This is a genomic window from Microbacterium sp. SORGH_AS_0862, from assembly GCF_030818795.1.
Taxonomy (GTDB): Bacteria; Actinomycetota; Actinomycetes; order Actinomycetales; family Microbacteriaceae; genus Microbacterium.
Genome location: NZ_JAUTAY010000001.1, coordinates 2,916,331 through 2,942,719 on the forward strand (window position 1 = coordinate 2,916,331; position 26,389 = coordinate 2,942,719).

General features: G+C 70.9%; 26 protein-coding genes and 2 pseudogenes. 14 read left to right on the forward strand and 14 right to left on the reverse strand.

Annotated features, from left to right (window positions below; genetic code table 11):
• Nucleotides 1-15: 15 nt before the first annotated feature.
• Entirely contained in the window at nt 16-672 is a 657-nt protein-coding gene (locus tag QE377_RS14285; protein ID WP_307324465.1) for a hypothetical protein, read from the reverse strand.
• Between the two features lie 169 nt (nt 673-841).
• Between QE377_RS14285 and QE377_RS14290 the strand changes: the two genes are divergently transcribed.
• The 3 genes from QE377_RS14290 to QE377_RS14300 are packed head-to-tail and all read left to right on the forward strand — an operon-like array spanning nt 842 to nt 3,719.
• Nucleotides 842-1,387: a PadR family transcriptional regulator gene (locus QE377_RS14290; protein WP_307324466.1), complete on the forward strand. Its 546-nt coding sequence runs from the start codon at nt 842-844 to the stop codon at nt 1,385-1,387.
• A gap of 41 nt (nt 1,388-1,428) precedes the next feature.
• Nucleotides 1,429-3,096, forward strand: a complete 1,668-nt coding sequence (locus QE377_RS14295) for an AarF/ABC1/UbiB kinase family protein (RefSeq protein WP_307324468.1) — start codon at nt 1,429-1,431, stop codon at nt 3,094-3,096.
• Between the two features lie 35 nt (nt 3,097-3,131).
• Nucleotides 3,132-3,719: a TetR/AcrR family transcriptional regulator gene (locus tag QE377_RS14300; RefSeq protein ID WP_307324470.1), complete on the forward strand. Its 588-nt coding sequence runs from the start codon at nt 3,132-3,134 to the stop codon at nt 3,717-3,719.
• 5 nt (nt 3,720-3,724) lie between these two features.
• Here QE377_RS14300 and QE377_RS14305 read toward each other — a convergent pair whose 3' ends face one another.
• Nucleotides 3,725-4,525: a family 1 encapsulin nanocompartment shell protein gene (locus QE377_RS14305; RefSeq protein ID WP_307324472.1), complete on the reverse strand. Its 801-nt coding sequence runs from the start codon at nt 4,523-4,525 to the stop codon at nt 3,725-3,727.
• Between the two features lie 17 nt (nt 4,526-4,542).
• Nucleotides 4,543-5,592 (reverse strand): Dyp-type peroxidase, encoded by a 1,050-nt coding sequence (locus tag QE377_RS14310; protein ID WP_307324474.1) that lies wholly within the window; start codon nt 5,590-5,592, stop codon nt 4,543-4,545.
• A gap of 187 nt (nt 5,593-5,779) precedes the next feature.
• On the opposite strand from QE377_RS14310, the gene QE377_RS14315 reads away from it, so the two are divergent.
• The 4 genes and pseudogenes from QE377_RS14315 to QE377_RS17390 all read left to right on the forward strand — a co-directional run bounded on the left by QE377_RS14315 (nt 5,780) and on the right by QE377_RS17390 (nt 9,547).
• On the forward strand, nt 5,780-6,637 hold the full coding sequence (locus tag QE377_RS14315) for a helix-turn-helix domain-containing protein (protein WP_307324477.1): 858 nt from the start codon (nt 5,780-5,782) through the stop codon (nt 6,635-6,637).
• An 81-nt stretch (nt 6,638-6,718) separates the two neighbouring features.
• Nucleotides 6,719-7,879, forward strand: coding sequence for a helix-turn-helix domain-containing protein (locus tag QE377_RS14320; RefSeq protein ID WP_307324479.1), 1,161 nt, complete (start codon nt 6,719-6,721; stop codon nt 7,877-7,879).
• The gene (locus QE377_RS14325) at nt 7,879-8,793 is read left to right on the forward strand and encodes an alpha/beta fold hydrolase (RefSeq protein ID WP_307324480.1); all 915 of its coding nucleotides are present in this window, start codon (nt 7,879-7,881) and stop codon (nt 8,791-8,793) included. The genes QE377_RS14320 and QE377_RS14325 overlap by 1 nt, the downstream gene beginning before the upstream one ends.
• A gap of 45 nt (nt 8,794-8,838) precedes the next feature.
• A pseudogene (locus tag QE377_RS17390) lies at nt 8,839-9,547 on the forward strand (alpha/beta fold hydrolase).
• A gap of 30 nt (nt 9,548-9,577) precedes the next feature.
• On the opposite strand, the gene QE377_RS14335 reads toward QE377_RS17390, so the two are convergent.
• Both QE377_RS14335 and QE377_RS14340 read right to left on the reverse strand, forming a co-directional pair.
• Nucleotides 9,578-9,928 carry a UBP-type zinc finger domain-containing protein gene (locus tag QE377_RS14335; protein WP_307324485.1) on the reverse strand — a complete coding sequence of 117 codons (351 nt, stop codon included), beginning with the start codon at nt 9,926-9,928 and terminating at the stop codon, nt 9,578-9,580.
• Nucleotides 9,925-11,139, reverse strand: coding sequence for an MFS transporter (locus QE377_RS14340; protein WP_307324487.1), 1,215 nt, complete (start codon nt 11,137-11,139; stop codon nt 9,925-9,927). The genes QE377_RS14335 and QE377_RS14340 overlap by 4 nt, the downstream gene beginning before the upstream one ends.
• A gap of 208 nt (nt 11,140-11,347) precedes the next feature.
• On the opposite strand from QE377_RS14340, the gene QE377_RS14345 reads away from it, so the two are divergent.
• The 4 genes from QE377_RS14345 to QE377_RS14360 all read left to right on the forward strand — a co-directional run bounded on the left by QE377_RS14345 (nt 11,348) and on the right by QE377_RS14360 (nt 13,871).
• Nucleotides 11,348-11,941, forward strand: a complete 594-nt coding sequence (locus QE377_RS14345) for a sulfite oxidase-like oxidoreductase (protein ID WP_307324490.1) — start codon at nt 11,348-11,350, stop codon at nt 11,939-11,941.
• Complete coding sequence (locus tag QE377_RS14350; RefSeq protein WP_307324493.1) at nt 11,938-12,660, forward strand: FAD-binding oxidoreductase; 723 nt, start codon at nt 11,938-11,940, stop codon at nt 12,658-12,660. The genes QE377_RS14345 and QE377_RS14350 overlap by 4 nt, the downstream gene beginning before the upstream one ends.
• A complete protein-coding gene (locus QE377_RS14355) occupies nt 12,660-12,959 on the forward strand; it encodes a DUF6510 family protein (protein ID WP_307324495.1) in 300 nt (99 codons plus the stop codon). The genes QE377_RS14350 and QE377_RS14355 overlap by 1 nt, the downstream gene beginning before the upstream one ends.
• A 120-nt stretch (nt 12,960-13,079) precedes the next feature.
• On the forward strand, nt 13,080-13,871 hold the full coding sequence (locus QE377_RS14360) for an SDR family NAD(P)-dependent oxidoreductase (protein ID WP_307326037.1): 792 nt from the start codon (nt 13,080-13,082) through the stop codon (nt 13,869-13,871).
• Here the strand turns inward: QE377_RS14360 and QE377_RS14365 are convergent.
• Nucleotides 13,847-14,380, reverse strand: coding sequence for a gluconokinase (locus QE377_RS14365; RefSeq protein WP_307324497.1), 534 nt, complete (start codon nt 14,378-14,380; stop codon nt 13,847-13,849). The two genes, QE377_RS14360 and QE377_RS14365, sit on opposite strands and share 25 nt — an antisense overlap.
• 35 nt (nt 14,381-14,415) lie before the next feature.
• Nucleotides 14,416-14,745, reverse strand: a complete 330-nt coding sequence (locus QE377_RS14370) for a hypothetical protein (protein ID WP_307324500.1) — start codon at nt 14,743-14,745, stop codon at nt 14,416-14,418.
• A gap of 48 nt (nt 14,746-14,793) precedes the next feature.
• On the opposite strand from QE377_RS14370, the gene QE377_RS14375 reads away from it, so the two are divergent.
• Nucleotides 14,794-14,916 carry a hypothetical protein gene (locus QE377_RS14375; RefSeq protein ID WP_307324502.1) on the forward strand — a complete coding sequence of 41 codons (123 nt, stop codon included), beginning with the start codon at nt 14,794-14,796 and terminating at the stop codon, nt 14,914-14,916.
• Between the two features lie 21 nt (nt 14,917-14,937).
• Here the strand turns inward: QE377_RS14375 and QE377_RS14380 are convergent, their stop codons facing one another.
• Nucleotides 14,938-16,437, reverse strand: coding sequence for a DHA2 family efflux MFS transporter permease subunit (locus tag QE377_RS14380; protein WP_307324505.1), 1,500 nt, complete (start codon nt 16,435-16,437; stop codon nt 14,938-14,940).
• Between the two features lie 202 nt (nt 16,438-16,639).
• On the opposite strand from QE377_RS14380, the pseudogene QE377_RS14385 reads away from it, so the two are divergent.
• Nucleotides 16,640-18,504: pseudogene (locus QE377_RS14385) on the forward strand (ABC transporter ATP-binding protein).
• Between the two features lie 7 nt (nt 18,505-18,511).
• Here QE377_RS14385 and QE377_RS14390 read toward each other — a convergent pair.
• The 6 genes from QE377_RS14390 to QE377_RS14415 are packed head-to-tail and all read right to left on the reverse strand — an operon-like array spanning nt 18,512 to nt 25,070.
• Complete coding sequence (locus QE377_RS14390) at nt 18,512-19,477, reverse strand: glycosyltransferase family 2 protein (RefSeq protein ID WP_307324508.1); 966 nt, start codon at nt 19,475-19,477, stop codon at nt 18,512-18,514.
• The gene (locus tag QE377_RS14395; RefSeq protein ID WP_307326040.1) at nt 19,474-20,610 is read right to left on the reverse strand and encodes a cysteine desulfurase family protein; all 1,137 of its coding nucleotides are present in this window, start codon (nt 20,608-20,610) and stop codon (nt 19,474-19,476) included. The genes QE377_RS14390 and QE377_RS14395 overlap by 4 nt, the downstream gene beginning before the upstream one ends.
• A gap of 8 nt (nt 20,611-20,618) precedes the next feature.
• Nucleotides 20,619-21,485, reverse strand: coding sequence for a carboxylating nicotinate-nucleotide diphosphorylase (nadC, locus tag QE377_RS14400; protein WP_307324511.1), 867 nt, complete (start codon nt 21,483-21,485; stop codon nt 20,619-20,621).
• Entirely contained in the window at nt 21,479-22,993 is a 1,515-nt protein-coding gene (gene nadB / locus QE377_RS14405; protein WP_307324514.1) for an L-aspartate oxidase, read from the reverse strand. The genes nadC and nadB overlap by 7 nt, the downstream gene beginning before the upstream one ends.
• Nucleotides 22,990-24,315, reverse strand: coding sequence for a quinolinate synthase NadA (nadA, locus tag QE377_RS14410; RefSeq protein WP_307324517.1), 1,326 nt, complete (start codon nt 24,313-24,315; stop codon nt 22,990-22,992). The genes nadB and nadA overlap by 4 nt, the downstream gene beginning before the upstream one ends.
• The gene (locus QE377_RS14415) at nt 24,312-25,070 is read right to left on the reverse strand and encodes an NUDIX domain-containing protein (RefSeq protein WP_307324520.1); all 759 of its coding nucleotides are present in this window, start codon (nt 25,068-25,070) and stop codon (nt 24,312-24,314) included. Before QE377_RS14415 ends, nadA begins: the two co-directional genes overlap by 4 nt.
• A 110-nt stretch (nt 25,071-25,180) precedes the next feature.
• Between QE377_RS14415 and QE377_RS14420 the strand changes: the two genes are divergently transcribed.
• Nucleotides 25,181-26,365 carry a MarP family serine protease gene (locus tag QE377_RS14420; RefSeq protein ID WP_307324521.1) on the forward strand — a complete coding sequence of 395 codons (1,185 nt, stop codon included), beginning with the start codon at nt 25,181-25,183 and terminating at the stop codon, nt 26,363-26,365.
• Nucleotides 26,366-26,389: the final 24 nt, after the last annotated feature.

Sequence of the window (26,389 nt, forward strand, 5' to 3'; positions counted from 1 at the left end):
TGTTTCTCGCGCGGGTCAGAGATCCGAGAAGTCGTCGGCGGGAGCCTGCAGTTCGCGCACCGTGTCGCCGTCGAGGCCGAGCCTCACGAACTGGATGCCGACGGAGCCGGGGTTCGTGAGCGACTGGGTGCCGGAGATCTCCACGGAACCGAGATCGAGCCAGTCCGCGACACCGTCGCCGTCCTGGTCGAAGCCGTCGCGGGCTCCCGCATCCATCGCTTCCGTCCGCGACGAGCCCACGGCTATGCCCTCCTGTGTGGCGACGGGCACACCGTGGAAACTCGCGGTCGTCACCGCGACGTGTGCGGGGCCGTCGGGACCCGAGACGACGACGATCCCGTCGTAGTCGAAGCGTTGCAGCTGGAGGTTGTATCCGGGCAGATCGTCGATCGGGGTCTGGATGGGATCTTCATCGCTGATCGAGCGGAGGAGGATCTGGAGGTCAACTGGTTCGCTGTAGGAGACGACCTGAGTCTGTCCGTCGTGCTCGTACCCGATCGCCTGGATGCCGATCACGAGCCGAGCCGGTTCGGGCTCGGGCGTGGGGGTCGCGGTTGTCGTGCTCCCCGCGATGCCGGTCGGCACGGACGGCGCCGGCGCCGGCGTCGCGGCGCAGCCGGAGAGCGCGACAAGCGCCAGGGCGACGGTGGAGAACAGGAGTTTCCGCTTCATGACTGCGACGCTATTGCTCCGATCGATCGACACGCGTGCATAGACGAGTCACAGACTTGCATCGGTTCGGGGAGCCTCGCGCCGCCCGCTGAGAGTCTTCTGAAGACAGCACAAACCTCCGCGTTAACGATATATCGTGAAGTATCGTTCACGATCTGAGGAGGTCACGATGAGCAATCCATTCGCGGGTGCAGGATTCGGTGGCGGGCTGCCGGGAAGTCTCTGGGACGCCATGGAGCAGATGCGGTCGTCGGTCGACAAGCGGGTCGGCTTCCGGGTCGGTCGCGGCGATGTCCGCGCCGCCGTCCTGCTCCTGCTGGCCGAGCAGCCGATGCACGGCTACCAGATCATCAATGAGATCGCCGAGCGCAGCGGTGGTGCATGGAAGCCCAGTGCCGGATCCGTGTATCCGACGCTGCAGCTGCTGGCCGACGAGGGTCTGATCGTCGCCGAAGAGGCGGGCGGGCGCAAGACCTACTCGCTCACCGAGGCGGGCGCCGCCGAGGCCGAGGAGGCCGCCGAGTCCGACGCCCCGTGGGAGGCGCCGGGGCTGCGCGACAGCGGACGCATGACCGCGTTGCCGAAGGCCGGCATGGAGCTTGCCCAGGTCGTCGCTCAGGTCGCCCGCACCGGTTCGCCGGAGCAGGTGCAGGCGGCGGTCGACGCGCTCGGCGAGACCCGCCGGCGCCTGTACGCGATCCTCGCCGAGGACTGAACCCGGTGCCGCCGGCAGCTGACGGCGGAGCGGACACGGTGATGACCGATACTCGGGCACGCTACAACCGGATCATCCGCTTCGCCGCGCGCGCCCTCGTCCAGGTGTGGTGGTTCGAGCTCGTCCTGCCACGCCTGGGCCTGACGCGTCTCGCGATGCGACGGCAGCCGCAGCGGATGACGCGGCTGGCCCGTCGGTTCCACGCCCTCGCGCTCGAACTCGGTGGCCTCATGATCAAGGTCGGACAGTTCCTGTCCTCCCGCCTCGACGTGCTGCCGCCGGAGATCACGAAGGAGCTCGAAGGCCTGCAGGACGAGGTGCCCCCGCTCCCGTTCGCGGCGATCCGCACGGCCGCGGAGGCGGAGCTCGGCATGCCGCTCGAACGCGCGTACGCGCGGTTCGATCCGGCACCGGTCGCCGCCGCATCCCTCGGGCAGGCGCATCGCGCGCGCCTCCACGACGCTCTCGCCCATGACGTCGGGTTCGCCGAGGTCGTCGTCAAGGTGCAGCGTCCCGGCATCGACGACATCGTCGCGGTCGACCTCGCTGCCCTTCGCCGCGTGGGCGGCTGGCTGCGCCGCATCCGCGTCGTGTCGGAGCGCGTCGACGCACCGGCGCTGGTCGAGGAGTTCGCCGCCACCAGCCTCGCCGAGACCGACTACCTCCATGAAGCGGCGTGGGCGGAGCGCTTCGCCGCCGACGTCGCCGAGGATCCGCGCGTGGACGCCCCCATCGTGGTGTGGGAGCGCGTCACGCGCCGGGTGCTCACCCTGGCGGACGTCACCGCCATCAAGATCTCGGATGCGGACACCCTCCGCGCGGCGGGCATCGATCCGGCAGCGGTGGCGACGCTGTTCGCGCGGGTCATGTTCGACCAGCTGTTCCGCCGCGGGTTCTTCCACGCCGACCCCCACCCCGGCAACGTCTTCGTCACACCGGACGCCGCCGCGGAAGGCGGTTTCCGGCTGACGTTCATCGATTTCGGGATGATGGGGGAGGTGCCCGACACCCTGCGTGACGGACTCCGCAGCCTCCTGATCGCCGTCGCCGCGCGCGACAGCAAGCGTCTGGTGGAGGGGATCGGTCGAGTCGGCGTGCTCTTGCCCGACGCGGACACCGTGGAGCTCGAACGCGCCATGAGCACGCTGTTCGCGCGATTCGGCGGCATGGGGTTCGCGGAGCTCCGCGATGTCGATCCGCGGGAGTTCCGCGAGTTCGCCGAGCAGTTCGGCGACGTCACCCGTGAGATGCCGTTCCAGTTGCCCGAGAACTTCCTGCTCATCATCCGCTCGATGTCGATCACGTCCGGCGTGTGCAGCACTCTCGACCCGGCGTTCAACGTGTGGGATGCGGTCGAACCCTACGCATCCGAGCTCCTGCGGGCCGAGAGCGGCAACCTGGTGCGCGACATGCTCGGTGAGATGGCATCGGTCGCCGCGATCACAGCGCGCCTGCCGCGGCGCGCGGACGCTCTCATCACGCGCCTCGAGGAAGGACGCCTCACTGTCGACTTCTCGCGTCTCGAACGACGCTTCGCGCGGACCGAGAAGCTGGCGACGCGCGCCGTGAGCGGCGTGATCTTCTCCGGCACCCTCATCGCGGGCGTGCTCCTGCGTCCCTCCGACGAGGTGCTCGGCTCGGTCCTCATGCTGCTCTCGCTGCTGCCGCTCGCACACGTCGTGCTGTCCGGGTTGTTCGGCAGGCGCTGAACCGGCCACACCTGACGCACGATACGGTGGGGGCCATGCCCCGCGCCCGATCTTTCGACGAAGAGCTCTTCCTCGATGCGGTCACGGAACGGTTCTGGATCCATGGATACCGGGGGTCCGCTCTGACCGATCTCTCGGCCGCGACCGGCGTGGCCAACGGCAGCCTCTACCAGGCCTACGGCAGCAAGTGGGCGCTGTTCTTGGTGGTCTTCCGGCGTTACTGCGCCGGTCGCCTCGACTTCGTCGAGGCCGCCCTTGCTCCGGGGCAGGATGTGGCAGACACCGTCCGCGCCTACCTCGCCGCCGTGCGCGCCGATTGCGCGGCTCACCCCGACCGTCGCGGCTGCCTCATGCTGAACACGATCGCCGAGTTCGGGTCGGATGAGGAGATCGCGCGGATCGTGGCCGGCACCATGACGCAGATGGAGCAGCGCATGGCCGAGGCGCTGGCCGAGGCTGCCGGTCGCGACCGGTGCGACGAGGACGTCGTCGCCGCGGCAGCCAACGTCGTCGCGATCTCGCAGTCGCTCATCCAGCTGTGGCGCATCGGCCGGGATGAGAGGGAGCTCGCCCGCATGAGTGAGCAGGTCGCGCTCGCCGCGTCGGGAGTGCTCGCCGCCTGATCGGGTCAGCGGATCGCGATCGCCGCCTCGGGCGTCGCGACGCGGAAGGTCAGGCTCTCGATCAGGTACAGCTCGACCGCGTCCCGGCTGTGCGCAGCGTATCCGAGCGAGATGTCCTGGCCGGACTCCAGGATGAAGTCGCCGCCTCGCAGGCTCACCACCACCGCGCCCGTGATGCCGGGCGTCCACGCCACCGGGCCCCCGAGGATGCGTTCCAGGTGACGCTGCAGCACGGCGCCTCCCGCGTCGCTCCCGCCGGAGATCTCTGTCCACGTCGCTGTGTCGACGGCGAGGCCGTACGGTCCGCCGACCCCGGCGCCCGACAGCGTGGCGATCGCGTCGGCCACCAGAGGAGCGAGCCGGTCCGGCTCACCGGCAGCGCTGAGCGGCGCGTGCGGTGACGACGGGATGATGCCGACGAACCCCGCGGCATCCCATCCGTGGAAGACCGCCGCGTTCTCCGCGCTCGCGAGCGCGACAGCGGCCTCGTCCAACGGCGTCAGGTCGGTGTCGACGGCGCCGCGGGCATCGTCGTCGAGTTCGCTGCGCGACAGGGAGAAGTCCGCGCGCAGTTCTGCGAGGGGCAGCACCTGGCGTGAACGCCCCGTCACGCCCGCGAACGGCGTCGAGAAGCTCGCGCCGACGCGCCCGAGGGCCGTCGCCGAGTGCTGCCAGCCGAGCGGACCGACGAAGTCGACGAGGCGCCGGGCGCCGAGAGCCGGCTGCAAGCGGGTGCGCGCCTCATCGTCCAGCGTGTCCCAGGTCGCGTCGGTGATGGGCGCGAGGTCGCGATAGAGGTGATCCATGAGAGTCCTTCCGATCGTCAGGAGCGCCCGCCGATGCCGAGCGAGGAGTCCGTGACGGGCGCAGGAGGCCCGGATGCGGGGGATGCGGTCGGCGGCTCATCGTCGAGCCCGTCCAGCACATCGGGGCGCGGTGCGAAGAACACGCTCCCGGTCACCGCGGACGAGAAGTCGAGCAGCCGGTCGTGCAGGCCGGGCGGGTCTCCGATGAACATCCGCTCGAGCATCCGCTGGATCACCCAGAGATCGCGGCAGCACCCGATGAAGTAGGTGCCGAACTCGGCGGCACCGGGGCGGCCGAACGGCATGTTGTCGCGGAGGATGTCGTGCTCGACGCCGTCGTCGTCGACGATCGTCGCCAGCGTCTTGTGGGCCCTCTGCCCACTCGTCGCATCGTCGAGCTCGATGTTGTCGGCCTTCGACCTGCCCATGATCGCCTCCTGCACCTCGGTGGGGAGAGCCCGCCAGGCAGAGAGCGGATGCAGGTACTTCTGCGTCACGATGTAGGTGCCCCCTGCATTGTCGGGGTCCTCATCGCCGACGAGCACGGTGTCGGCGATGTCCTCGCCCACCGGGTTCGCCGTGCCGTCGACGAACCCGAGCACGTCCCGACGGTCGAAGTAGCGGAAGCACGCCGTCTCGTCCGCGGTCGACACCGCGTCGCCGAGCGCATCCATGAGTTGCCGCTCGAACTCGAAGCAGATGTCGGCTCGATCGGCGCGGATGTGGAAGAGCAGGTCGCCTGCCGTCGCCGGCGCCGTGTGCGCCTCTCCGGCGATGGGCGCGAACGGACGGAGTTGAGAGGGGCGCGGGGTGCCCACGAGCCGCGGCCAGATCTCGCTCCCGATGCCGACGGTGCAGGTCAGCGTCGCCGAGGGGTCGCGGAAGGCGACCGCCATGATCGTGCCCGAGAGGTCCGCGAGGACTCCGCGCACGCGGTCGAGCGCCTCCGCTCCGGCTGCCACACCAAGCACCAGGAACACGGCATGCGTCGACAGCGGCGAGCCGAACTGCTGCATGGCTCCCGGGACGAACGAGGAGGGATCGGCGCGGCGCACGTTCTCTGCCATCGGGTTCCCTTCCGACGGCCGCAGGAGCACCGTCGTCGCCAGTATGGCGTCGCAGCGCGTGGGAGCGCTCCGACACTCGACGAATGTCCGCCCGACACCGGGCGAGATCTCGGTCGACGGCGGAGCCGACCGGGGATGTGGAGCGGCCGCTCCATCACGTACATTCTTCTGTGCGGGGAGGAGAGCCATGGAACGAGAACGCGTCGCGCTGGGCGACTATCTGCGCGCCCGACGCAACGTCCGCCAGCCCGAAGAGGTGGGTCTCGAGCGCGCTCCGGGCCGGCGTGTGCCGGGACTGCGCCGCGACGAGGTCGCGCAGCTGGCCGGCATCAGCGCGGAGTACTACCTCCGTCTCGAGCAGGGGCGCGGTGCTCGTCCGTCCGACCAGGTGCTGCGCGCGCTCGCGGGTGTCCTCGGTCTGGATGCGGAATCCCGTGCCTACCTCGGACGCCTGGCCGCGGGAACGCCCGCTCTGCCGGTCCCGGAGGACGCGGCGGTCGCGGACCAGATCGCGCGCGTGCTGGCGCAGTGGACGCACACGCCCGCGTACATGTCGGACCGTCACCGCGACGTCGTCGTGGCCAACCCGCTCGCCGCGGCGTTCGGCTTCGGCGGGCTGGCGGCCGGGCAGAACGTCGTGATCAACCTCTTCAACGACCGGATGAAGCGCACCCTCGATCAGTGGGAGTCGATGACCAGGGCGGCCGTCGCGACCCTCCGGCGTGATGCGGATCCCGACTCGCCCCGGCTGAAGGAGATCATCCAGGAGCTCTCGCACGACGAGGATTTCGTGCGCATCTGGGAACGTCACGATGTGTCGGGCCCGGAGGACGCGCAGATCTCGATCATCGTCGAAGGGCTCGGCACGCTCGATGTCGAGATCCAGAACTTCGGCGTGAGGTCCCTCCCTGGCTACATCATGACCGTCATGGCGGCGCCGCCGCAGTCACTCGCGGCCAGCGTCTTCTCACGGCTCGTCGAGCGATTGGCGGCGGCGGAAAGTGGTACTACCCGGGCCTCCCAGCCGCTTCACCCCCCTCGGTAGCCTTCCGGGTGTCGATCCTCACGAAGGAGCACCCATGACGTTTCCCCCCGCGTCTTCCCCCGTCCAAGCGGCCCTTCCGCGATGAACCTGCAAGACGTCGTCGACGAGCTGGCCGAGACCCTCGGTCGTTCCGTCGTCATCAACGACCTCGCCTACCGCCCGGTCGCGGCCTCCGCGCAGGGGGACGAGATCGACGAGGTCCGGGCGCGCGCCCTGCTCCGTCGCCAGACCGCTCCGGTCGAGCGGGCGTACCTGGAGAGCCTGCGGCTGCTGCAGTCGCGGCGACCGCTCACGATCGATCTGACACGGTTCAACGCCCGCGAGCGCCTGGCCATCCCGATCTGGACGGACGATGAGCCGGTGGGCGTCCTGTGGCTCATCACGGGCGAGATGCCCGCGCTCACGGAGCACGACTACCGCGCGATCGATGCCGCCGTCGCGGTCTCGCGCGACCTGCTCGTCACCCACTCACGCACCGCGACGGTCTCGGTGCGCACCGCCGTCATGCGCGATCTGCTGGCAGCCGACGTGCTCGCCCGCCGCGAGGCCCTCACCGCCGCCGTGCGGTCATACGGCGTCGAACGCGGACCCGGCAGCGTGGTGCGCGCGGTGGCCGTCGGCTACGACACCGGCGTGGTGCAGCGGGCGGCGCTCGGACGGTCGTTGGAGAGTCTCCCCGGGGTGCGGCTCACGTTCCTGGGGGAGGACGGCGCCTCGTTGCTGTTCCTCGGGCACGCGGCCGACACCGACGCGACGGATGCAGCGATCGCCGCCGAGACGGCCGCGGCTGACGTGCTGCTGCGCGCCATCGGCTCCGCCAGCCTCACGCGTGAGGACAACGACCTGCGCGAGGTCGCGGATCGTGCCATCGCCGCCGCCGCTGTCGCCGAGGTGCTTCCCGCCCTGGGCGGTCGGGCCGCTGCGGAGGACATCGGACCCTGGTTGCTGATCTCCGACATCGTCGCCGACCCGAGCCGGCTCGCCCGGTTCTCGCCGGCGGCGCACGTGCTGTTGAACGACGCCGATCCGCTGCGCCGGCAGACGATCGAAGCGTTCCTCGACGGCGCGGGTCGTGTCCGCGAGGTCTGCGACGTGCTGCACATCCACCGGACGACGCTCTACTACCGACTCGAGAACATGCCGGACCCGGTGCGCGAGGCGCTGGATGACGGCCTGTCGCGCAGCACGTTGCATCTCGCGCTGAAACTCGCCGCGTACTGGGAGCACTCGGGGAGGATCTGATGGCCGGCAGCGTGATCACGACGTCGGACGGCGTGCGGCTGCGTGTGTCGGACACCGGTGGCGGCGGCATCCCTCTCGTCATGCTGCACGGCTGGGGTCAGACGGCGGCGCTCTTCGAGGGTCAGCTGGTCGGGCTCGCCGACTCGCGCCGAGTGATCGCGTACGACATGCGCGGACACGGGCTCTCCGACAAACCCGACCACGGCTACCGGATCGCGCGGCTCGCGGCCGATCTCCGCGACGTGCTGGAGGGACTCGGCATCGAGCGGGCGGACCTTCTCGGGTGGTCCATGGGTGCATCCGTCATCTGGTCCTACCTCGAGCTGTTCGGCTCCGCCCGCGTTCGCTCGCTCGTTCTGGTCGATCAGCCCGCCGCTGTCCTCGCATGGCCGTGGACCACCGAGGAACGCTCGGCCGAGACGGGAGCGATCCTGCCGATCGACGGGCTGACCGAGCTCGCCGCATCCATCGCCGCGGATGAGGACGGTGACGTGGTGCAGAGCTTCGTCAGGTCCATGTTCAGCGAACCGGTCGATGAGCGCGTATGGCGCGTGGTGTCGGAGCAGATCCGGCAGACGCCCGTGCACGCCGCCGTCCCGCTGTTGCTCGATCATGCCGCGCAGGACTGGACGGACGTTCTCGGACTCATCGATGTCCCGGTCCTCGTGATCGGCTGCGAGGGCAGCCACGTCGGTGTGCGCTCGCAACGCGAGCTGGCTGCCCGCATCCCCGGCGCCGTCGTGCACGTGTTCGAGCGGGATGCGGTGTCGTCGCACTTTCCGTTCCTCGAGGCGACCGAATCGTTCAACGGACTCGTCGAGGCGTTCCTGAGTGGTGTGACGAGCAGCGCTTCGACAGGCGTCGAGAAAAGAGGGGACACCCGGTCGCAGCTTTCGCAGCCTGTGCGCGCCTAGCGTCGAAGCCATCAGATGCGAGACGAGGTGATCGTGGTGGCGGAGATGCCGACGATCGTGCTGGTGCACGGTGCGTTCGCGGACGGGGCCAGCTGGTCGCCCGTCGCGTTGAGACTCCAGGGAGCGGGTTTCGAGGTGCGGGTGCCCGCGATCTCCAACCGAAGCCTCGCCGACGATGCCGACTACGTCAGTGCGTTCGTCTCCCGCATCCCCGGGCCCGTCGTGCTCGTCGGGCACTCCTACGGCGCCACGGTGGTCGGAGTGGCCGGACGCAGCGACAACGTCGCCGCCGTGGTCTTCGTGAGCGGATACGTGCTGGATGCGGGCGAGAGCGCAGCAGAGATCCATGCCCGCTTCCCCGCGGCGCCGGCGGTCGAGTTCTTCCGGCGAGGTCGCCTACCCGGAGCTCGGCGACGGCACACGCCGCGACACCTCGGTGGACGAGAAGGAGTTCGCCTTCCTTGCCGCAGCGGGCCTGCCCGACGACGAGGCCGAGGTGCTGGCGGTGACCCAGCGTCCGCTCGATACCGCAGTGTTGAGCGAACCGGCTCAGGCCGCGGCGTGGCGCACCACCCCGGCGTGGGGCGTGATCGGTCTCGACGACCGCGTCGTGAACCCCGATGCCCTGCGGTGGGCCTACCAACGCGCCGGGGCCCGCCAGGTCCTCGAACTGGACGGCCCTCACCTGCTGATGCACACGCATCCCGCCGAGGTGGCCGCGCTCATCGTCCGCGTGGCCGCGACGCTCGCCTGAGCACGAACCTCCGCGCGCGGTGCCGGTCGGTCACTCCTGCAGCAGAGCCTGCCAGTCGGCGGGCACCCGATCGGCGGGGCCGGGGGCGGGCTGCGACAGAGGGTGCGAGTGGGCCGGAGCGAGTTCGGGACCGGTCCCCATCGTCTCGGATTCGTAGTCCCAGAACCAGTCCTCGCCGGGCTCGAAGCTCTGGATGATGCGATGCCCCGTGGTGCGCCAGTGCGCCGTGGCGTGCTTGCCGAGGGAGTCGTCGCAGCAGCCCACATGGCCGCAGCCGGCGCAGCGGCGCAGATGCAGCCACCAGCTGCCCGTCTGCTCGCACTCGACGCATCCCGTGCCGCTGGGAGGCACATCCGTTCTGATCTGAGGCGAATCGTTCATGCCTGTGCCTTTCTCGCTCGCATCATCGTGGCAGCCACCACTGTCGCGATGAAGACCAGCGCGGCGAAGATCAGAAGAACCACCGTCTGGTCGACGAAGGTGAGGAATACGCCGACGGCGAGAACGGGGAGCGCCAGCCCGCAGTAGGCGATCAGGAAGATGAGCGCCAGCGTCTCCCCGCGGCGGGCGGGGTCCGCCAGGGCCGACGCGGTCGCGATCGACGCCTTGAACAGGAGACCGACGCCCACCCCCGACACCACGCCGCCGACCAGGAAGAGCGCCAGGTTCGGCAGCACCGCGCCCGCAGCGACCAGAACGAGTCCCACGGCGCACGCGAGCCGGGCGATGCCCAGCTGCACGCGCACAGGCACGCGTGCGAGCAGCACCTGCGCCGCGGCCGCCGCGCCGAACACCGAGAACGTCGTCGCGCCGGCGACCAGGTGATCGTGCTGGTCGAAGGTCCCGGCGAGGAAGGTGGGGGCGAGAGAGGTGAACAGGCCGAACAGGGCGAAGCCGGCGAAGGCGCCGAAGCCCGCGGCGATGAAGATCCGGCGGGATGCGGGCGGCGTCGCGAGGCGCTGCGGACGGTACGCGGGCCGCGGCTCCCGCGTCGCCACGGTCTCGGGGACGGCGAGCAGGGCCACCGCCGCGAGCAGCAGCAGCACCAGGAAGACCGCGTGAGGGAAGACGAGCGGATCGGGCAGGAACTCGGCGAACAACCCGCCGATGAGCGGGCCCAGTGCAAGGCCCCCGATGTTCGCGGCACCCGCGACGGACGCCGCGACGATCGCGTTCTCGTCCGGCCGTGCCGCCTGGCGCAGCTCGCCGAGGTGCGCCGTCGCCGTCGCGGTCAGGATCCCGACGCTGACGCCGTTCACCAGCCGGGCGGCGATCAGACCCGGCACGCTCATCACGGCGAGGAACATGACCGCCGACACTGCGGACACCAGCACGGCGATCACCAGCATGCGTCGCCGCCCGGTCCAGTCGCTGATGTGCCCGAGGAAGAAGAGACTGAAGACGACGCCGACGGCGTAGGCGGCGAAGATCACCGTCACGATCGACACCGGGAAGTGATCGAGCTCCTGATACAGCGGATAGAGCGGTGTCGGCACCGTCGAGTACGCCATCACCAGCAGGAAGGCGATCGCCACGATCCAGAATCCGGCCCCGTGGGACACCTTCCGACTGCTGCTGCGCACCTGCGACATGCTCCGCCTTCCCGGCCGTCCGCGTGCACGGCCCCATCCCTCACAGGCTAGGGCCGGGTGGACGCGGGGGGTGCGACCCGTGTCGAGCATCGCCTCGACACAGGTGTCGTGCGGCCTCGGCAGAACCCGGCAGACTTCGATGGCAGGAGAGGGTTCTGTGCCGCGGGCGGCGGCGCTAGCCTGAGCCAACGAGGAGACGGAGACGGTCATGGCGGAGTTCACACGCGGATTCGGCGGGCGGCGGCGAGAGTCGGACCCGAGGCTCCCGCCGGGTCAGTACCTCACGGCGGACTTTCCCGTCCTCTCAGCCGGGCCGACTCCGCGGATCCCGGAGAGCGAGTGGTCGTTCTCGATCCGCACCGAATCCGGCGCGGTCACTTCCTGGAGCTGGTCCGAGTTCCTCGCGCTGCCGGCCGAGGACGTCCACACCGACATCCACTGCGTGACGCGGTGGTCCAAGCTCGACACGACCTGGCGCGGCGTCTCGATCGACACGCTGTTCGCCGGCATCGACACCTCGTATGAGTACGCCATGGCGCACTCGTACGGCGGTTACACGACCAACGTGCCCATGGCCGACCTGCGCGGCGGGAAGGCGTGGATCGCCTACTCGTTCGACGGCAAGCCCCTCGATCCAGAGCACGGCGGCCCCGCGCGGCTGCTCGTGCCGCACCTGTACTTCTGGAAGAGCGCCAAGTGGGTGCGTGGGCTCAGCATGCAGAAGCACGACGACCCGGGCTTCTGGGAGCAGAACGGCTACAACCTGCACGGCGACCCGTGGACAGAGGAACGCTACTGGTGAGAACCAGCGACTGGCTCGCCGCTCGGGTCGCCGCCGCCATCCCCGACACCGCGCACGGTCGCGTGCTGACGCTGTCCGTCCCCGGATGGCCGGGCAACGCCCCCGGCCAGCATCTCGACATCCGCCTCACGGCGCCCGACGGCTACCAGGCCGAGCGTTCCTACTCGATCGCCTCCTCCGGTCCGGGGGAGAGCGTCGAGATCGCGGTCGACGAGATCCCCGAGGGAGAGGTGTCGCCCTACCTCGTGCGTGTCGCCGAGCCGGGCGACGCGCTCGAGGTCAAGGGACCGCTCGGGGCCTACTTTGTCTGGCACGACACCGACCCGTCGCCGGTGCAGCTCATCGCGGGCGGCTCCGGCATCGTGCCGCTGCTCGCGATGGCACGCGCGCGGACCGCGGCGGGCGCCGGCGCGCCGTTCCGGCTGCTGTACTCGGTGCGCACGGCGGCCGACGCGTTGTATCGGGACGAGGTCGAACGGCTCGGTGCCGCCGGGGTGGATGTGACCTGGGCGTACACCCGCCAGGCGCCGACCGGCTGGCCGGGGCGCGTGGGCCGCCTCGATGCGGAGCGCATCGCGCAGGCCACGTGGATGCCGGCGCAGCATCCGCTGACGTTCATCTGCGGTCCGACGAGCTTCGTCGAGGCGGCCGCCGATGCGATGGTCGCGGCGGGACACGATCCCGCGCGCGTGAAGACCGAGAGGTTCGGAGGATCCTGATGGACAGCACGCCGCACGTCCGCCCCGACCCGCGCCGCGTCGCCCAACGCGTCGACGGCAACGCGCTCGCCGGCATGCTGGACGCCTTCGCCGGTCTCGATCCGGCCCTCCTCGTGCTCACGTGCGGTCATTGCGGTCGCAGCGCCGCCCTCGCCGAATGGTCGGTGGAGATGGATGCGGCAGCCGCCATCGTGCGCTGCCGGGGCTGCACGCGCACCTTCGCGACGATCCTCCGCCGTGACGGCGGTATCGAAGTGCGCGCCGCCGGGGGATCGATCGCCACCACGTCCACCGTCTGACGAGCCCTCGACTCCTGTCGGGGGACAGGCCTCGGAGGCGGCGGGTAGCGTCGCACGCATCCGACGCCGAACGAGGGCGGAGACGAGGGAGAGAGCATGCGACTCGAACGAACCGGAATGGTGTCCATCGACCTGACGGGAAAGACGGCCCTGGTGACCGCGTCGTCGGGCGGCATCGGCTTCGCGATCGCGCTGCGCCTGGCGGAGGCGGGAGCCGAGGTCATCGTGAACGGTCGCAACAAGGAGTCCGTCGAGCGTGCCGTCGCCGAGATCAACGCGCAGGTCGAAGACGCGGCGCGCGGCATCGTGGCCGACGCCGCCGATGAAGCCGGGGCGGCGACACTGGTGGCGCAGGCGGGACGCGTCGATGTGCTCGTGAACAACCTGGGGATCTTCGAGGCTGCCGAGGCGTTGGAGATCGACGACACCGCCTGGCGGCGCTTCTTCGAGACGAATGTGCTCTCCGGTGTGCGCCTGACGCGCGAGCTGCTCCCGCAGATGATTCAGCGGGGCTGGGGGCGCGTGCTGAACATCGCGAGCGACTCGGCCGTCGTCATCCCCGCCGAGATGATCCACTACGGCACCTCGAAGACCGCCGTGCTCGGAGCCTCACGCGGATTCGCGAAGGCTGCGGCAGGAACGGGGGTCACCGTGAACGCCGTCATCGCCGGGCCCACGCACACTCCCGGCGTGGAGGAGTTCGTGGCGCAGGTCGTCGGGCGGGACCTGCCGTGGGACGAGGCGCAGCGCGAGTTCATGCGCACGGCGCGGCCGCAGTCGTTGCTCGGGCGCCTCATCGAGCCGAGCGAGATCGCCAACATGGTCGTCTACCTCGCCTCGCCCCTCGCCTCGGCGACGACCGGTGCGGCAGTCCGCGTCGACGGCGGTTACGTCGACTCCATCGTCCCCTGATCGGGGAGGGCCGCGACGATCCGCGCGACGACCTCCGGCACGCTCTCCCGCGTCGAGACCGTCACGCCCCACTCGTCCGTCTCGAGCGGCTCGAGCGTGTCGAGCTGGGAGGCGAGCAGGGCGACCGGCATGAAATGGTCGGTGCGTGCCGCCATGCGCTTCGCGAGAGTGGCCTCGTCGAGCTCCAGCGCGGCGAAGAAGATGGGCTCCGTGGCCTCGGCGCGGATCAGATCGCGGTACCGGCGTCGCAGCGCCGAGCAGGCGATGACGACGGGCGCCGTCTCGCTCGCCGTGCCGAAGGCGAGCCCGACGCGACCGAGCCACGGTGCACGATCCTCGTCGGTCAGCGGCACGCCGGCCGCCATCTTGGCCCGAGCCGCATCGTCGTGGAGATCGTCGGCGTCGAGGTAGACACCCCCGAGGCGCGCGGCCAGGGCGAGGGCGACCGTCGACTTTCCCGCGCCCGAGACGCCCATGACGACGATCCGCATCCGACCCGTGTCGCTCATACGCTCGAGCCTATGGCCGCCGAGTCGAGAGCCTGTCACCAGCCGTGGGCATTGAACCACGCGCTGCGCCGGTCGCCTTCCGTGGCATCCGCGACGCCGCGGAAAGCGTCGTGCGGCGCGAGGACGCCGTCCTCCAGGGCGACGAAGCCCCAACAGATCCCGCAGAGCGCCGCGCCGTGCGGGAACCCGTCGGGCAAGCGCGGCGCGGGTGCCGCGGGATCGCCGGAGCCGGGGCAGAAGGGCGCATCTGCGTCGCGGTCCGACCACATCCGCGACGTTCCCGAGCGGTTGTGCAGGCCGCTGTGACCACGGGGTCTCGTGCAGACGGCGCCGCGGGAGCGGCTGAGGCACCACGCGGCGCTCATCTGCCCACCACGGAGACAGCGCGGCCGAGCGGACGTAGCATGGTCGTCATGTCCACGAAGCCCTCGCCCATCCAGCTGCTGAACGTCCGTCCCACCGAGGACGAGAACGGCCGGCCGAGCCCGGAGGAGTCCTTCGGCTGCTGCGGCGGCGGCTCCTGCAGCATCGACTGACCCCTCCCGGGCGCTTCGGCGTCAGTGACCCGCGGGCGGAGCGCCGATCGAATCGGCGGGCTTGCGGATGAGGAGCGCCCCGACGATGGTCGGGATCGCCACGATCGCGGCGAACAGGAAGGCGTTGCGCGCACCCGCCGCCCATGCTGCCGCGTCACCCGACGCCGCGTTCGCGACGAAGCCCGCGTTCATGATCGTGATCATCACGGCCACGCCGGCAGCTCCCGCCACCTGCTGGACGGTGCTCACGATCGCGCTGCCGTATGAGTAGAAGCGGGGTGCGAGCGAGCCGAGCGAGGCGGTGAACAGCGGCGTGAACGACATCGCGAGGCCGATCGACAGCAGCGTCTGGGTGACCACGAGCTCCCAGACCGGTGTCGTCTCCGACAGCGTCGTGAACACCCACAGCAGCGACACCGTGAGGATCGAGCCCGGGATGAGCAGCACGCGCGTGCCCCAGCGGTCGTAGATGCGGCCGATGAAAGGACCGGCGAGACCCATCGCGAGAGAGCCGGGCAGCACGATCAGACCGGTCGTCAGCGGGTCGAGGTTCAGCGCGCTCTGCGCGAACAGCGGCAGGACGGTGATCGTGCCGAAGAAGGCGAGCGAGAGCACCGCGAAGTGCGCCACCGAGATCGTGAAGTTCGTGAACCGGAAGACGCGCAGGTCCAGGAGTGCCCGATCCTCGCGCTGCAGGACGAACTGCCGCCATACGAACAACGAGAGCGCCACGACGCCGACGACCAGCGAGACGATGAGCGTCATCGACGACGCGGTTGCCGCCGCATCCGTCGCGCCCTCATGAGAGCCTCCGCCGATCTGGCTGAGGCCGAACACGACGCCGCCGAACCCGAATGCCGACAGCACGACCGAGAGCACGTCGATGCGGGCGTGCGTCTGCGTGCCGACGTTGGTGATCCATCGCGCGCCGATGGCGAGGGACACGAGGGCGATCGGCAGCACGATCGCGAAGATCCATCGCCAGCCGAAGTACTGCAGCACGAAGCCCGACATCGTCGGGCCGATCGCCGGAGCGAGCGCCATCACGATGCTGACGCGGCCCATCATCCGCCCGCGCGCGGCGGGCGCGACCACAGTCATGAGGGTCGTCATGAGCAGCGGCATCATGATGGCCGTACCGGACGCCTGCACGACGCGCGCGACGAGCAGTACCTCGAACCCCGGTGCGAGCATGGCGATCAGCGTTCCGAACGAGAACAGCGACATCGCCAGCAGGAAGACCGTGCGGGTCGTCAGCCGCTGCAGCAGGAAGCCGGTGATCGGGATCACGACGGCCATGGTCAGCATGAAGGCGGTCGTCAGCCACTGCGCGAGCACGGCGGTGATGTCGAGATCGGTGATGAGGTGCTTGATCGCCACACCCATCGTCGTCTCGTTGAGGATCGCGACGAAGGCCGCCACGAGCAGCAGCCAGATGATGCGGTTCTCGCCGGAGCGGACGGCGGGGGTGGAGTCGGTCGTGGTGGCCACGGAACCGGTCTGGACGGATTCGGCGTGCATGGTCGTCTCCTCGGAATCGAAAAGGGATGGGGACGGCCGCCGGAAGTGGCGAGCGAATCAGACAACGCGGCGAGCGGGTGGAGCATTCCCGAGACGGCGGAATCCGGTCGGGCCTGGTCGTCGCCCGAGCCCGGCACCGATGCGCGTCGGACAAGACTACCGGTTCGGATCCGGGTACGCGGGGGCGATCTAGGCTGAGCGCATGAGTATGGCCGGCCCGTCGCATCCGCCGGGGTTTCGCGGAGTGGATGCGGCCGCCCAGCGCCTGCGCAACGCCGAAGCTCCCCGCATCCCTCACCTCGGACGCCGGATCGCCGCGCTGTTTCGCCCCTACCGTGCGCGCCTGATCATCACGGCCCTGCTCGTGGTCGCCGGTGCTGCGGTCGCCGTCGTGCCCGCCCTCATCGTCGAGCGGGTTTTCGACGACGCGCTCTTCCCGGCCGACGGGTCGGGGGTGGACATGGGGCTGCTCGTGCGCCTCGTCGCGGTCATGGTGGTGCTCTTCCTCGCCTCGGGCGGACTGCAGGTCGCGCAGACCTGGTTCACCTCGACGGTCGGCAACAACGTCACGGGCGATCTGCGCGTGCGCCTGTTCGATCACCTGCAGTCCATGGAGCTCGGCTTCTTCACGCGCACGAAGACCGGGGTGATCCAGTCGCGGCTGCAAAACGACGTGGGAGCCGTGTCGGGCGTCCTGACGAACACGGTCACGAGTGTGCTCGGCAACACGGTCACCGTCGTCGCGTCCCTCGTCGCCATGGTCCTGATCGATGTGCGACTCACCCTCATCGCGGTGTTCTTGATGCCGATCCTGGCGCTGATCCAGCGCCGCGTCGGACAGGTCCGCGCACGCATCGCGGGACAGACGCAGGAATCGCTCTCCGAGCTTTCCGCGATCACGCAGGAGAGTCTGAGCGTCTCGGGGATCCTGCTGGCGAAGTCGTTCAACCGGCAGCGCAGCGAGTCGGCGCGCTACGGAGCGCAGAACCGCATCCAGATCCGGCTGCAGGTGCGCCAGGCGATGAGCGGCCAGGGGTTCTTCGCGCTCGTCGGCGTCATCATGGCGAGCGTTCCCGCCGTGATCTACCTGGTGGCGGGCTTGTTCATGTCGGGCGGCGCGGATGCGGGGATCTCCGCCGGCACGATCGTGGCGTTCACCACCGTGCAGGCACGCCTGCTGCAGCCGCTCATGGGCCTGATGCGCGTCGCCCTCGACGTCCAGACCTCTGCCGCCGTGTTCGCGCGCGCATCTTCGAGTACCTCGACCTGCGACCCGCCGTCCGCGACGCTCCCGATGCGATCGACGTCTCCGAGGCGCCGGGGCCGGTGGGGCGCGTCGAGCTGCGCGACGTCACCTTCCGCTACCCGGAGTCGGCGGCCTCCTCGCGCCCGCTGCTGGACGCGGTGTCCTTCGTCGCGGATCCCGGACAGCACGTGGCGCTCGTCGGCCCCAGCGGGGCCGGCAAGTCCACGGTGCTCTCGCTCATCCCGCGCTTCTACGACGTGGACGGCGGCGCGGTGCTGTTCGCGGGCGCCGATGTACGCGGGCTCACCGCGGCATCCATCATCGATCGCATCGGCATCGTCTCGCAGGAGACGTACCTCTTCCACGCCACGATCGCCGACAACCTTCGGTACGCGAAGCCCGATGCGACGGATGAGGAGCTCGCTGTCGCCTGCGAGGCCGCCAACGTGCACCACGTGATCGCCGGCTTCGAGAAAGGCTACGACACCGTCGTGGGGGAGCGTGGCTACCGGCTCTCCGGCGGCGAGAAGCAGCGCATCGCGATCGCGCGTGTGCTGCTGAAGGACCCGCCTGTGCTGCTGCTGGACGAGGCGACCTCGGCGCTGGACACGCGCAGCGAGCGCGTCGTGCAGCAGGCGCTCGATACGGCGGCCCGGGGCCGGACCACGATCACCGTCGCGCACCGGCTGTCGACCGTGGTCGCCGCCGACGTGATCCTCGTCGTCGACGACGGCCGCATCGTCGAGCGCGGCACGCACGCCGAGCTCGTCGCGGCGCAGGGGCTCTACGCCACGCTCGCGAGCGAGCAGCTCACCGTCTGAGCGCCGCTCACCAGAGCAGGGCCGCGGAGATCAGCGGCCGCGCATCGTCGGGGACGGCGATGGCCGCCGCATCCTGCCGCTCCGAGATCGACCGGGTGAACGCACCGACCAGCCGGCGGTAGTCGTCGTCAGGATGCGCGGCCGCCACCCGCGCGAGTCGCGGGATGTCCATGCGCAGCAGCTGCCCCGCACGGGCCCGAGCCGCGGCCGTGTGCCCGGTGCCGTCGAGCACCCGCATCCCCTCGCTCATCGCGTCGAGACAGTCGCGCAGCACGTCGAGGCGTTCCTCGTGCTGCGTGATCGACGAGCCGTCCGCGCGCTCCCGCCAGTGCACGACGACGTCGGACAGCACGTCGAACCGGCGTGCCCTCGCATACATCTGCTGGGCAACCACCTGATCCTCGTAGAGCCGCCCCTCGGGGAAGCGCAGGCCGGTTCGCTGCCAGAACTCGGTACGGCTCAGCTTCGACCACGCGACGACGTTGGCCGTCACCTCGGGGTGCTCCTCGAGGGTCGTCGCCGTCCGCGAAGGCGCCGTCGCCCGGCTGACCCACGGTTGCACGTCGCCCGCGGAATAGCCGCCCGATCCGTCCGGACGAAGGCGCACATACGCGCCCACCGCGAAATCGCTGCCGCTGCCGTCGAGGGTGGCGACGAAGCGCTCGAGAGCCGTGGGAAGCATGACGTCGTCGGCGTCCAGGAAGGCGAGGTAGGGCGTGTCGACCAGATCCAACGCCGCGTTGCGGGCGGCCCCGAGCCCGACGCGTCGGGGGAGCCTCACCACGCGGAAGCGCGGATCGGATGCGGCGGCCGCGTCGAAGAGGTCGCCGGTGCGATCCGAGGACGCGTCGTCGACGAGCACCGCCGTCCAGCCCGACAGCGTCTGCGCACGCAGCGAGTCGAGGGCGGCCTGGGCCCACGGCTCGACCTGGTGGCCCGGCACGACGACCGTGACGAGGGGACGCTGATTCACGTCGCCGATCGTACCGCCGCGACCGATGCGGCCACCGCCTCGGCGACCGGGCCGAGATCGAGAGCCAGGTCGTGGGGGAACGTGAAACGCACGGCGGTCTGCGCCACCTCCGGCGCGATGCCCATCGCCACGAGCACGTGCGAGGGGTCGTCGCTGCCGGCGGCGCATGCCGAGCCGCTGGAGGAGACGATGCCGCGCCGTTCGAGCTCGAGCAGTACGGCCTCACCGCTGGTGCCCTCGAAGGTGAAGCTCGCCGTCGCGGGCAGCCGATCGACAGGGTGGCCGGTCAGCGCCGCGGACGGCACGGCCGCGAGCACCGCGGCGACGAACGCATCGCGCGCGGCTCCGACGCGGGCGGCGGATGCGGCGCGCTCCGCCTCCGCGAGCTCGAGAGCGGTGGCCAGGCCCACCGCGCCGGCGACGTCCTCGGTGCCGCTGCGGCGGCCGCGTTCCTGTCCGCCGCCGTGGAGGATCGGCTCGACCGGGAGGCGGCCGCGGATGGCTGCGGCGCCGATCCCCTTCGGGGCGCCGAGCTTGTGGCCGGCGATCGTGATCGCGTCGGCTCCCGTGCCGGACAGCGGCAGCCAGCCCGCCGCCTGCACCGCATCGAGGTGCAGAGGCACCCGGGCCGCGGCCGTGACGGCCGCGATGGCGCGCACATCCTGCACGGTGCCGGTCTCGTTGTTCGCGTAGCCGAGAGTGACGAGCGCGGTGTCCTCGCGGAGGGAGGCGGCGACCGCATCCGGAGACACCCGGCCGACGCCGTCGACATCCAGGATCGTCGCCTCGAAGCCGTGGAGGCGTTCGAGGGCGGCCACCGATTCGAGGATCGACTCGTGCTCGACCGCGGTCGTGACGATGTGGCGACGGCCACGGGCTAGCATCGCGCCCAGGGATATCCCCTTGACGGCGAGATTGTTGCCCTCGGTGCCGCCGGAGGTGAAGATCACGTCGCCCGTGCGCACGCCCAGCACCGCCGCCACACGCGCCCGGGCGTCGGCGAGGGCGGACGCCGCCTGCTCGCCGACCTCGTGGTGGCTGGACGGATTACCGAACGTGCCCCGCCAGTACGGCATCATCGCCTCGATCACCTCGCGCCGCACGGGCGTCGTCGCGGCGTTGTCGAGGTACATCGCGCCGCTCACACCGGGTCGGCGAGGCGCAGATCGATGTCGAGACCGAGGTCGAGCCCCCGGGCCGCGTGCGTCAGCGCGCCGACGGAGATCACGTCGACACCCGTCTCCGCGATCTGGCGCACGGTCTCGAGCGTGACGCCGCCGGAGGCATCCACGATGGCACGCCCGGCGATCTGCTCGACACCCCGGCGCAGGTCCTCGATGGAGAAGTTGTCGAGCATGATGGTGCCGACCCCCGCCGCGAGGACGTCGTCGATCTGATCGAGACGGTCGACCTCGACCTCGACGTGGGTCGTGTGCGGCAGGCGTGCCAGTGCCTCCTGCAGCGCCTGCGTGACGGGGACGCCGGACGCGGCCAGGACCGCGAGGTGGTTGTCCTTGGCCATCACGGCGTCGGACAGGCTGAAGCGGTGGTTGTGGCCGCCGCCGCTGACGACCGCGTGGCGTTCGAAGGCGCGAAGTCCGGGCGTGGTCTTGCGGGTGTCGGCGATCCGCGCGCCGGTGTGCGCCACCTCCGCGACGTAGGCCGCCGTGAGAGTTGCGATACCCGACATCCGCTGGACGAAATTGAGTCCCACCCGCTCGGCCGTGAGCACCGAGCGCGCGGGGCCCGTGACGGTGGCCAGCGCCGTGCCGGGCTCGAACCGGTCGCCGTCTGCGAGGAGCAGGTCGACGCGGGTTCGAGGATCGACCAGGCGGAAGGCGGCGGCGAACACGGCACCGCCGGAGAACACGCCGCCCTCACGGGCGACGAGGGATGCGGTGGCGACCGCATCCGCCGGGATGAGCGTCTCGCTCGTCACGTCACCCCAGGGGGCGTCCTCGTCGAGGGCCGCGGACACGACCCGGTCGATGGTGGCGGATGTCAGCATGCCTCGGCCTCCTGGGCGATGGCGGCGGCGGCCGGCGCGCCGTCGCGACGGAAGTGGGCGCCGACCGAGACGGCGCGCCGACGTGCCGCGGCGACGAGGTGCTCGGCGACGAGCAGGAGGTTCGCGTCCTCCTGCTCGGCCACGGTCCGGGCGACCGGCGCCGCGCGCCGCCACGCGGCGATGACGGATGCGGCGTACGCCAGGCCCGCCTCGTCGCGCTCCAGGCCCGCGTGGTCCCAGAGCAGCTGCTGCAGGCCTGCCCGGCTGAACGCGGGGGCATCGCTCGCGGGTTCAGCCGGCGGCGCCGGCTCCGCAGCCGGGAACACGGCCGCTCTCGCGGGATCGGCGAGCAGGGCCGCGGCCGCGCGAGCGCCGAACACGGCGCCCTCCAGCAGCGAGTTGGACGCGAGGCGGTTCGCGCCGTGGACACCGGTGCGCGCCGTCTCGCCGACGGCGAAGAGTCCGGGGACGCTGGTGCGCCCGTCGAGATCGGTGAGGACCCCGCCCATCAGATAGTGGGCGGCCGGGGTGACCGGCACGGGTGTCGTCGACCAGTCGATCCCGCGTGCGCGCAGCGCACGGTCGATCGTGGGGAAGCGGGCGGCGAGGGCTTCGGCGCCGCCCAGACCCGTCGCATCCAGCACGACGGGGATCCCGGGCTGGGCTGCGGACTGCCGGGCGATCGCGCGAGCGACCACGTCGCGGGGCGCGAGCTCGCCGTCGGGGTGCGCGTCGAACGCGAAGCGTCGGCCGGCCGCATCCCGGAGGACGGCGCCCTCGCCCCGGACGGCCTCCGAGACCAGGAACGGGTCCTCGCCGTCGAAGGCGGTCGGGTGGAACTGCACGAACTCCAGATCCGCGACGGCGGCGCCGGCACGGATCGCGGCGCCGATGCCGTCGCCGGTCGCGACCGAGGGGTTGGTGGTGTGGGCGTAGAGCTGGCCCGCGCCGCCCGTGGCCAGCACGACGGCGTCCGCATCGATCCGCTCGCGTCGACCGGACGGGCCGATCACATCGACGCCCGAGACCCTCCCCGCCTCGACGACGAGATCGGCGAGGAACGTGTGCTCGCGCACGATCACGTCGCTGTCTGCGATCCGGGCGAGCAGGGCGGCTTCGATCGCCGCACCCGTCGCGTCGCCGCCCGCGTGCAGCACACGGGGCGCCGAGTGCGCGGCCTCGAGCCCCCGTCGCAACTCGCCGGCGCCGTCGCGGTCGAACGGTACGCCCGCCGCCAGCAGCGCGCGGATCGTCTCACCGCCGGCATCGACGAGCACCCGCACCGCGGCGGGGTCGTTCAGGCCCGCGCCGGCGGTCAGCGTGTCCTCGAAGTGGGCGTCGGGCGAGTCGCTCGCCGCGGTGACCGCGGCGATCCCGCCCTGCGCGTGCCCCGTGCTGCCCGCATCCGCCGCGGCCTTCGTGACGAGGACGACCTCGGCTCCGCCCTCGGCCGCTGCGAGCGCCGCCGTGAGCCCGGCGATGCCGCTGCCGACGACGACCGCTCTCATGCCGCGCTGCCGGAGGGCTTGGCGGCCAGCATCCGCTCGAGGGCGACACGAGCCGGGTCGGCGACGGAGGCGGGCACGCTGATGCGGTTGAGCGTCTCGCCCGCGACGAGGCCCTCCAGCACCCAGGCGAGGTAGCCGGGGTGGATGCGGTACATGGTCGAGCAGGGGCAGACGACCGGGTCGAGGCAGAAGATCTCGTGCTGCGGGTACTGCGCGGCGAGGCGCTGCACGAGGTTGATCTCGGTGCCGATCGCGAAGGTCGTGGGCTCGGTGGTCGCGGCGATCGCCTTGCGGATGTAGTCGGTGGAGCCCGCCTCGTCGGCGGCGTCGACGACGGCCATCGGGCACTCCGGGTGCACGATCACGCGGACGCCTGGGTGCTCGGCGCGCGCCTTGTCGATCTGGTCGACCGTGAAGCGGCGGTGCACCGAGCAGAAGCCGTGCCAGAGGATCACGCGGGCGTCGGCGAGCGTCTGCTCGTCGCTGCCCCCGAGGGGCTTCGTCGGGTTCCACATCGGCATCTGCTCGAGCGGCACGCCCATCGCCTTCGCGGTGTTGCGTCCGAGGTGCTGGTCCGGGAAGAACAGCACCCGACGGCCCCGGGCGAAGGCCCACTCGAGCACCGTGCGCGCGTTGGAGGAGGTGCAGACGATGCCGCCGTGGCGTCCGACGAAACCCTTGATGGCCGCGGACGAGTTCATGTAGGTCACCGGCACGACCGGGACGAGGCCGTCGGCGTCGGGGGCGTCCATGTCGCCGTAGAGCTCCTCCAGCTGCTCCCAGCACTCCTCGACCTGGTCGATGTCGGCCATGTCCGCCATCGAGCACCCGGCGGCGAGGTTGGGGAGGATGACGGCCTGCTCGGGCTGCGACAGGAGGTCGGCGGTCTCGGCCATGAAGTGCACGCCGCAGAAGACGATCGCCTCGGCGTTCGGATGCTCGAGCGCGGCGTTGGCGAGCTGGAACGAATCGCCCACGTAATCGGCGTGACGCACGACCTCTTCGCGCTGGTAGAAGTGCCCGAGAACGACCACGCGGTCGCCGAGGGTCGCCTTCGCGCGGCGGATGCGGGCGTCGAGCTCGTCGTCGCTCGCATCGCGGTAGGCCGCGGGCAGCATGCCCTGACGCGGGGACCCGGTGGGGATCACATCGCCCATCGAGGCGCCGGGGCCGTATCCGGGGCGCGTGTCGAAGTCCCATGGGCCGGCCGCGAGGTCGGTGTTGCAGGTGGACCCCGACCCGGCGCCCGAGACGATCGCCTGGATCTCGTGATCGACGGACGGATCGATGGGACGCGGCTGGATGGTCAGCGTCGTGCTCATGTCGTGCTCGATTCGTGACTTCGCGGGCGGCCGAGCGGGCCACGATCGGCCAGCTCGACGTCCTGGTTGTAGCGGTACAGCCGTGCCGGCCGGTGACTCCCGGTGCGGAACGACTCGGTGGGGATCAGGGTGTTGCTGTTCTCGACCTGCCGGCGGAAGTTCGCGGGGTCGAGCTTGCGGTCCAGGATCGCCTCGTTGACCTCGCGCAGATCCGCGAGGGTGAAGGCGTCCGGGAGCAGGCCGTGTGCGATGCGGCTGTAGCCGACCTTGTTGCGCAGCCGCCACAGGGCGTAGTCGACGATCGCGTTGTGGTCGAACGCGAGGCCCGGGAGATCGGTCACCGTGAACCAGTCGACGTTCTCGGGCGCGTCTCCCGCGGCCTCGTGCGCGGCGCTCTGCGCATCGACCTCGTCGGAGCGCAGCAGCGCCCAGTAGACGATCGAGACGACGCGACTGGGGGAGCGCCCGATGTCGCCGAACGCGTAGAGCTGCTCGAGGTAGCTCGCGCTGAGACCAGTCGTCTCGGCGAGGGTGCGAGAAGCCGCGTCATCGAGGTTCTCCGAGGCGTCCAGCCAGCCGCCGGGCAGGGCCCACAGGCCCTCGTGCGGATCGCGGGTGCGTTTGACGAGGGGGAGGACGAGCCGCGGCTCCTCGTCTCCGTCGCGCCGCAGGCTGAAGATCACGGTGGAGACCGCCACGCGCGTCTCGGTGGACTCGGCGTCGGCGATGTCGGGAGAGGGGCTAGTTCGTGTCATGGTGACCTTAACTCGCGATGATCTTAATGTCATCGCGACCAGAAGCAAAATCCGTCGCCGTTCGCGGCGGCTCGCGGCACCCTGTCAGCGCGGCCGCCTACGCTGACCGCATGCCGCCGATCGTGATCGACATCCTGCTGGTCGTCGTGCTGATGCTCGTGTTGATCCAGGGTTGGCGACGGGGGCTCCTGGCGAGCGTCGGGACGATCGCCGGACTCGTGCTCGGAGCGGCCGCCGCGTGGTGGCTCGTGCCTGTCGTGTCCCGCTGGGTTCCCGACGCCGCCTGGCGCGGTTGGGCGGCGCTGGGCGTCGCAGTAGGGCTGCTCGTGCTCGGCGCATCGCTCGGCGGAGCCCTCGGCCGGGCGCTGCGGCGTGGAGCGACCCGCATCCGTCTGCGTGGGATCGATCGGGTCCTCGGAGCCGGGGCGATGACGGTCGTCGCAGCCCTCGTGCTCTCACTCGTCGGACAGAGCGTCGCAGCCCTCGGCATCCCGTTCGTGTCTTCGGCGGTCGCGTCGTCGGGGGTGCTGCGCACGATCGACACGCTCACGCCGCGCCCCGTCGACGAGGCGTTGGCGCAGGTTCGATCGAGCGTCCTCGACGACGGGCTTCCGCAGTTGGGCGCGTTGTTCGGAGAGCTGACCGCCCCCGCCGAGGTGGCGCCGCCCGTCGACCTCGACGACCCCGCCCTGAGCACGGCTGCCCAGTCCGTGGCGCGCATCTCCGGAACGGCGTACTCCTGCGGACGCAACCTCACCGGAAGCGGCTTCGTCGTGGCGCCCGACCGCGTGGTCACCAACGCCCACGTGATCGCCGGCGTCGAACGTCCGATGGTGGAGCTGCCGGGGCGCGCGGCGCGCGAGGGTCGCGTCGTGTACGTCGACGCCACAGCGGACCTCGCCCTCATCGCGGTGGACGACCTGGAGGCGACGGCATTGCCGATGGGCGCCGATCTCGGCCCGGGCGCCGCGGGCGTGGTGCAGGGATACCCGTACGGCGGCCCGTTCACGATGGGCAGCGCCACGGTGCAGACCGTCGGGGTGGTCTCGGTGCCCGACATCTACGACCAGGGACGCGATCAGCGGGAGGTCTACGCGCTGGCGGCGACGGTCCGCCCGGGCAACTCCGGCGGGCCGCTGCTCAACGCCGCCGGGGAGGCCGTGGGCATCGTGTTCGCGCGCGCCGACGACGGCTCCGAGGTCGGCTACGCGTCGACGGCGAACGAGCTCGCCCCGGTCGTGCAGGCCGCGCCCACACTGACGGATGCGGTCGGCTCCGGCGCCTGCGTGCCCTGATCGCCCGCGCGGGCACAGCGGGCT